The organism is Variovorax sp. RTB1 (assembly GCF_035018765.1).
GTDB lineage: Bacteria > Pseudomonadota > Gammaproteobacteria > Burkholderiales > Burkholderiaceae_C > Variovorax.
Map to the genome: position 1 here is coordinate 1 of NZ_JASJXG010000093.1, position 6,559 is coordinate 6,559.

General features: G+C 64.4%; 9 protein-coding genes and 1 pseudogene. All 10 read left to right on the forward strand.

What is annotated here, in order from left to right:
- On the forward strand, positions 1 to 526 hold a 526-nt coding region (locus QN397_RS26170; protein WP_323502444.1), incomplete at its 5' end, for a RibD family protein.
- A gap of 78 nt (positions 527 to 604) precedes the next feature.
- Complete coding sequence (locus QN397_RS26175; RefSeq protein WP_323502445.1) at positions 605 to 1,273, forward strand: riboflavin synthase; 669 nt, start codon at positions 605 to 607, stop codon at positions 1,271 to 1,273.
- Positions 1,270 to 2,442: a bifunctional 3,4-dihydroxy-2-butanone-4-phosphate synthase/GTP cyclohydrolase II gene (gene ribBA, locus QN397_RS26180; protein ID WP_323498013.1), complete on the forward strand. Its 1,173-nt coding sequence runs from the start codon at positions 1,270 to 1,272 to the stop codon at positions 2,440 to 2,442. The genes QN397_RS26175 and ribBA overlap by 4 nt, the downstream gene beginning before the upstream one ends.
- A 4-nt stretch (positions 2,443 to 2,446) precedes the next feature.
- Positions 2,447 to 2,911: a 6,7-dimethyl-8-ribityllumazine synthase gene (ribH, locus tag QN397_RS26185; RefSeq protein WP_323498012.1), complete on the forward strand. Its 465-nt coding sequence runs from the start codon at positions 2,447 to 2,449 to the stop codon at positions 2,909 to 2,911.
- Positions 2,908 to 3,450 (forward strand): transcription antitermination factor NusB, encoded by a 543-nt coding sequence (nusB, locus tag QN397_RS26190; protein WP_323502446.1) that lies wholly within the window; start codon positions 2,908 to 2,910, stop codon positions 3,448 to 3,450. Before ribH ends, nusB begins: the two co-directional genes overlap by 4 nt.
- Positions 3,451 to 3,454: 4 nt before the next feature.
- A complete protein-coding gene (locus QN397_RS26195) occupies positions 3,455 to 4,639 on the forward strand; it encodes a pyridoxal phosphate-dependent aminotransferase (RefSeq protein WP_323502447.1) in 1,185 nt (394 codons plus the stop codon).
- Complete coding sequence (gene ybgC, locus QN397_RS26200; protein WP_323502448.1) at positions 4,636 to 5,073, forward strand: tol-pal system-associated acyl-CoA thioesterase; 438 nt, start codon at positions 4,636 to 4,638, stop codon at positions 5,071 to 5,073. The genes QN397_RS26195 and ybgC overlap by 4 nt, the downstream gene beginning before the upstream one ends.
- A complete protein-coding gene (gene tolQ, locus QN397_RS26205; RefSeq protein WP_187052381.1) occupies positions 5,070 to 5,789 on the forward strand; it encodes a protein TolQ in 720 nt (239 codons plus the stop codon). The genes ybgC and tolQ overlap by 4 nt, the downstream gene beginning before the upstream one ends.
- Positions 5,790 to 5,791: 2 nt before the next feature.
- Positions 5,792 to 6,250 (forward strand): biopolymer transporter ExbD, encoded by a 459-nt coding sequence (locus QN397_RS26210; protein ID WP_187052382.1) that lies wholly within the window; start codon positions 5,792 to 5,794, stop codon positions 6,248 to 6,250.
- A 4-nt stretch (positions 6,251 to 6,254) separates the two neighbouring features.
- A pseudogene (locus tag QN397_RS26215) lies at positions 6,255 to 6,559 on the forward strand (protein TolA); the annotation flags it as partial.

The following is a 6,559-nucleotide window of genomic DNA, read 5'->3' on the forward strand; positions in this document are numbered from 1 at the left end:
TGTGGGCACCGTGCTCGAGGACAACCCGCGTCTCGACGTACGGCTGGTCGACACAGAACGTCAGCCTCCGCTGGTCGTGGTCGACAGCCATCTTCAGACGTCACCCGACGCACATATTTTTGAAGCTGCACGTCATGTGTGGATCTACGCTGCGGCCCGTGATGAAGCCAAGGCAGCGGCACTGGAAGCGCGCGGTGCCACCATCACCTGCCTGCCGAACGCGCAGGGCAAAGTCGATCTCGCTGCCCTGCTGAAAGACCTCGCGATGCGCGAAGTCAACGAACTGCACGTCGAGGCCGGCCACAAGCTCAACGGCTCGCTTATCCGAGAAGGCCTGGTCGACGAATTTGTGGTCTATCTCGCGCCCAAGTTCGTCGGCAGCGGCTTCGGTATGGCCAGCCACACCCATGCCGGCGGTTCGCTGACGTCGCTGACGGGCGCATTGCCTCTGGAATTCCGCTCGGTGGAGTTGATTGGCCCCGACCTCCGGATCGTCGCGCGAGTGACCGGCAAAGACGCGTTCTAGCGTCCTTCCGGCGGCCCTTTTGGCGCCGTTCTTGCGCATCTGGCGAACGCAGGCCGCGCGTTCTGCGAAAATCCACCAATGTTCACCGGAATCATTACCGGCGTGGGGCGCATCGCCGCAGTCCACGACCTCGGAAGCTCTTCATCCCACGGCAAGCGGCTCAGCATTGCGACGCCTCCAGGTTACCTGGACGACGTGGGCCTCGGCGACAGCATCGCGCTCAACGGCGCCTGCATGACCGTCACGTCGCTCGACGCGGCGCAACTGCAGTTCAGCATCGATATTTCCGCTGAATCTCTCGACAAGACCGCCGGTCTTTCCGTGCCCGACGGCGCCGTCAACCTCGAAAAAGCCTTGCGGGCCAACGACCGGCTGGGCGGCCACATCGTCTCGGGCCACGTCGATGGCATCGGCAGGGTGAGCTACTTCGCGGAGATCGGCGAAAGCTGGGAACTCCGAATCGTCGCGCCGCAAGCACTCGCACGCTTCCTTGCGTACAAAGGCTCGATCACCGTCAACGGTGTCAGCCTGACCGTCAACACAGTGACCGATCTTGTTCTCGAAGACGTTCCGGACGGCAGCGAGATCAGCATCAACCTGATACCGCACACGGTCGAGAACACTGGGCTAGGCAACTTGCGCGCCGGCAGCAACGTCAACCTCGAGGTCGACACCGTCGCCCGCTACGTCGAGCGCATGCTGCAAGCGGGCGCCCTCTCCATCCCGAACAAGAAAGACAAGCCATGAACGCCTCCGTCACGTCGATTTCGTCTGTATCGCCGATCACCGCTTCGCGCAGTGGTCGCGTCACCGCGCCAATCTCGCCCATCGAAGAAATCGTCGAAGACCTGCGTGCCGGCCGCATGGTGATCCTGGTCGATGAAGAAGATCGCGAGAACGAAGGCGACATCGTCATCGCGGCCGACCACATCACGGCGGAGTCGATCAATTTCATGGCGCGCCACGCTCGCGGCTTGATCTGCCTGACGTTGTCGCGCGAGATGTGCGAACGCCTGCAATTGCCGCCGATGGTGTCGCGCAACGGCGCCAAGCACTCGACCGCGTTCACCGTGTCGATCGAAGCGGCCGAAGGCGTGACCACCGGCATCTCGGCCGCCGACCGCGCCCGCACCGTGCAGGCGGCCGTTGCGCGCAAAGCGGTGGCGGCAGACCTGGTGCAACCGGGCCACATCTTTCCGCTCCAGGCGGTGGATGGCGGTGTGCTCATGCGCGCGGGGCACACCGAAGCCGGCTGCGATCTGGCAGCGATGGCCGGCTGCTCGCCCGCTTCGGTCATCTGCGAAGTCATGAACGAAGACGGCACGATGGCGCGCCTGCCCGACCTGCAACTGTTCGCAGCTGAGCACGGCATCAAGATCGGCACCATTGCCGCCTTGATCGAGCACCGCAGCCGCACCGAATCGCTTGTCAAAAAGGTAGGTGTTCGCGAAATCCAGACGGCTTGGGGTGTGTTCACCGCACACGCTTTCACCGACAAGCCCAGCGGCGGCGTGCATCTGGCGCTGGTCCGCGGAAGCTGGTCGCCGGAAGATACCGTCGACGTGCGCGTGCACGAGCCGCTCTCGGTGCTCGACGCGCTCGAGGTCAACCGCTCGCTGCATTCATGGGGCCTTGACTCGAGCCTTTCGCACATCGCTGCCGAAGGCAAAGGCGTGGCCGTGCTCTTGAACTGCGGTGAATCCGGCGCTGACTTGCTGGCCCAGTTCGACGGCACCGCGCGCCCGGCGCAAGCGCCCGAGCGCGGCCGCATGGACTTGCGCAGCTACGGCATCGGCGCGCAGATCCTGCGCGAATGCGGCGTCCGCAAAATGAACCTGCTCGGCACGCCACGCCGCATGCCGAGCATGGCCGCCGGCTACGGCCTGGAAATTGCGGGCTACATCTCGAAAGACTGACGACATGCAAGGTTCGAACAAAGGAGCGGGGACCCCGCTCGAAGGCACCGGCTTGCGCATCGGCATCGTGCAGGCGCGCTTCAATGCGGACGTTACCGACGCGCTCGCGCAGGCTTGCCTCGCCGAACTCGAAGCGCTCGGCGTCGCCGCAAAAGACATCGACCATGTGCAAGTGCCCGGCGCACTCGAAGTGCCGATTGCACTGCAGGCGCTGGCCGAGCGCGGTGGTTATCACGCGCTGGTCGCACTCGGCTGCATCATCCGCGGCGAGACATACCACTTCGAGCTGGTCGCCAACGAGTCGGGCGCCAGCGTGAGCCGCGTCGCGCTCGACTACCGCCTGCCCATCGCCAACGCCATTCTCACCACCGAAGACCTCGCACAAGCCGTGGCCCGCCAGACCGACAAAGGTCGCGATGCGGCCCGTGTCGCCGTCGAAATGGCGCAACTGCTAGCCACACTTTCATGACCGAAGACACCACCAAAGACGCGATCGCCAAGACCGGCCCGCCCAAACAAATTCGCACCGGCCTCACCGCCACGGGCGTTCGCAAAGCTTCGGCCAAGTCGAGCCGAAGCCGTGCGCGCGAGTTCGCCTTGCAGGCCCTCTACCAGTACATCGTGGGCAAGAACGATGCGGCCGACATCGACGCTTTCACACGCGATCTGGCCGGCTTTCACAAGGCCGACTCGGCGCACTACGACGCGCTGCTGCACGGTTGCATCGAGGGCGCGGCGCAACTCGACGTGCTGATTCTTCCCTTGCTCGACCGCGAAATGGAACGCATCTCGCCGATCGAACATGCAGTCATGTGGATCGGCGTTTACGAGTTCCAGAATTGCCTCGACGTGCCCTGGCGCGTGGTGCTGAACGAATGCATAGAACTGACCAAGGAATTCGGCGGCACCGACGGCCACAAGTACGTCAACGCCGTGCTCAATGGCTTGGCGCCACAGCTTCGCAGTGCCGAGGTCGAAGCAGACCGGCTGACCGGCAAGGCCAAGTAAAGAGATGAAGATTTCGTCGCGCGCCGAGCGCATCGAGCCGTTCTACGTCATGGAGGTGGCGAAGGCCGCGTCTGCCCTTGCCCGCGAAGTCGCGCACACCGATCGGCCGATGATCTTCCTGAACATCGGCGAGCCGGACTTCACCGCACCGCCGCTGGTGCAGGAAGCGGCCGCTCGCGCCATCCACGACGGCACCACGCAATACACGCAAGCGACCGGCCTCGATGCACTGCGCGAGCGCATCAGCGCTTGGTACACAGAGCGCTTCGGCGTCGATGTACCGGCGCGCCGTATCGTCGTGACGGCCGGCGCTTCGGCGGCGCTGCAGCTGGCTTGCCTGGCGTTGATCGAGGCGGGCGACGAGATCCTGCTGCCCGACCCCAGCTATCCGTGCAACCGCCATTTCGTCAGCGCAGCCGACGGCAAAGCCGTACTCGTGCCGACCACGGCAGCCGAGCGTTTTCAGCTCACCGCCGACAAGGTCGAAGCCCACTGGACCGACAAGACGCGCGGTGTATTGCTCGCGTCGCCATCGAACCCGACGGGCACCTCGATCGCTCCGGATGAGCTGCGCCGCATTCACGAGGTGGTGACACGGCGCGGCGGCATCACGCTGATCGACGAGATCTATCTCGGCTTGTCTTACGACGCGAAATTCGGCCAGACCGCGCTCGCCATCGACGACCAGGTCATCAGCATCAACAGCTTCAGCAAGTACTTCAACATGACCGGCTGGCGGCTCGGCTGGCTGGTGGTGCCCGACGCCCTCGTGCCAGTGATCGAGCGGCTCGCGCAAAACCTCTTCATCTGCGCCAACACCATCTCGCAACATGCGGCGCTGGCCTGCTTCGAAGCCGAAAGCATCGCCGAGTACGAGCGGCGCCGTGCTGAGTTCAAGGCGCGCCGCGACTGGTTCATTCCGCAGCTCAACGCGCTCGGGCTGACCGTGCCCGTCATGCCTGATGGCGCGTTTTACGCCTGGGCCGACTGCACCTCTTTCGCGAAGAAGCTCGGCATCGAGGGCAGCTGGGATTTCGCCTTCGAGACCATGAAGCGGGCGCACGTGGCGGTGACGCCAGGCCGCGATTTCGGGACCGCAGAGACCAGCCGCTTCGTGCGTTTCTCCACAGCGAGTTCGATGGCGCATCTGCAGGAAGCCGTCGAACGGCTGAAGGCCTTGGCCCGATGAGCTTCGCGTTTCCGATTCGGGTGTATTGGGAAGACACCGATGCGGGCGGCATCGTGTTCTATGCCAATTACCTGAAGTTCATGGAACGCGCGCGCACCGAATGGCTGCGTTCGCTCGGCATCTCGCAGCATGCCTTGCGCGCAGAAACCGGCGGCCAGTTTGTCGTCAGCGAGACCACGTTGAAATACCACCGCCCGGCCCGCCTCGACGATGAACTGCTCGTTACAGCCGAAGCGCGGCAGATGGGCTCAGCGTCCTTGATAATCGGCCAGCGCGTGCTATCAAAATCAGAGCAAGGACTTTTGCTCTGCGAAGGCACGATCCGCATCGGCTGGGTGGACGCCGCCACATTGCGCCCCGCGCGCATTCCGGCACACGTTTCGGGAACCCTCGAGCACTCCATCGGCTCCATTGAAGAACCATCCAAGCCATGAACCAAGACCTGTCGATCATCAATCTCCTCATCCACGCGAGTTTCGTGGTGCAACTGGTCGTGCTGCTGCTCGTGATCGTTTCGATCTCCAGCTGGGCCGCGATCTTCCGCAAGTTCTTTGCGCTGAAGCGGATGCGCGCGCTCAACGACGAATTCGAACGCGAGTTCTGGTCGGGCACCAGCCTGAACGAACTCTTTGCTTCGGCCGCGCAAAACGCCAAGCTCGCGGGGCCGATGGAACGCATCTTTGCGTCAGGCATGCGCGAATACCAGAAGCTCCGGGAGCGCCATGTGACCGATGCCGGCACGCTGCTCGACGGCGCCCGCCGCGCGATGCGGGCCAGCTTTCAGCGTGAACTCGATGCGGCCGAACAAAACCTGTCGTTCCTCGCGACGGTCGGCTCGGTCTCCCCCTACGTCGGGCTCTTCGGCACAGTGTGGGGAATCATGCATGCCTTCACCGGACTGGCTGCGCTCACGCAGGTGACGTTGGCCACCGTGGCACCCGGCATCGCAGAAGCACTGGTCGCGACCGCGATCGGCCTCTTCGCCGCCATCCCGGCCGTCGTGAGCTACAACCGCTTCGCACGCGAGATCGACAAGATCGCCATCGCTCTCGAGACGTACATCGAGGAGTTCTCGAACATCCTGCAGCGCAACCTGTCGGCCAACGTCAATCCGGCGACCGCCGCGGTCTCGGCCACTGCAGGGCGCTGAGCATGGCTGCCGTATCGTCACGCGGCCGCGGACGCCGCACCATCAACGAGATCAACATGGTCCCGTTCATCGACGTGATGCTGGTGCTGCTGATCATCTTCATGGTGACCGCGCCGCTCATCACCCCCAGCGTCATCAACCTGCCGACGGTCGACCGCGCCAACAAGCAGCCCGACAAGCCGATCGAGATCGTCATCAAGAGCGACGACGAAGTGCAGATCAAGAAAGACCCGTCGACCGGCACCGGCGGAACTTCGTTGCCCATGACGCAGATCGGAGCGGCCGCCAAGGCAGCGCAAGGCGGCGACGACCAGCGGCCGGTCGTCATCAGTGCCGACAAGACGGTCAAGTACGACACCGTGGTCCGCGCCATGAACGAGCTGAAGAAGATCGGCATCGAGCGCGTCGGCCTGTCGGTCACGACCACCGGCACCGGCGCGGCGCCGGCCAGGGGCAAGTAAGCGCATGTCGCTCGCTGCCGATCGTCCCGAGTTCGCACCGCCGCCGCAGCGCGGCACCCCGCGCGCCGTCATCCTGGCGCTCATCGCGCATGCGCTGCTGATCGCGGCGCTGACCTGGGGGGTGCACTGGAAACGTGAAGCCGAGGACGATGCGGTCGAAGCGGAACTGTGGTCGTCGACCGTGCAACAAGCGGCGCCGCGGCTCTCCGCTCCGCCGACGCCGGTGACACCGCCGACGCCGACGCCTCCACCTACCCCGGCACCGCCTCCACCTCCTCCTCCGCCACCGCCTGCACCGCAAGTGAGGCC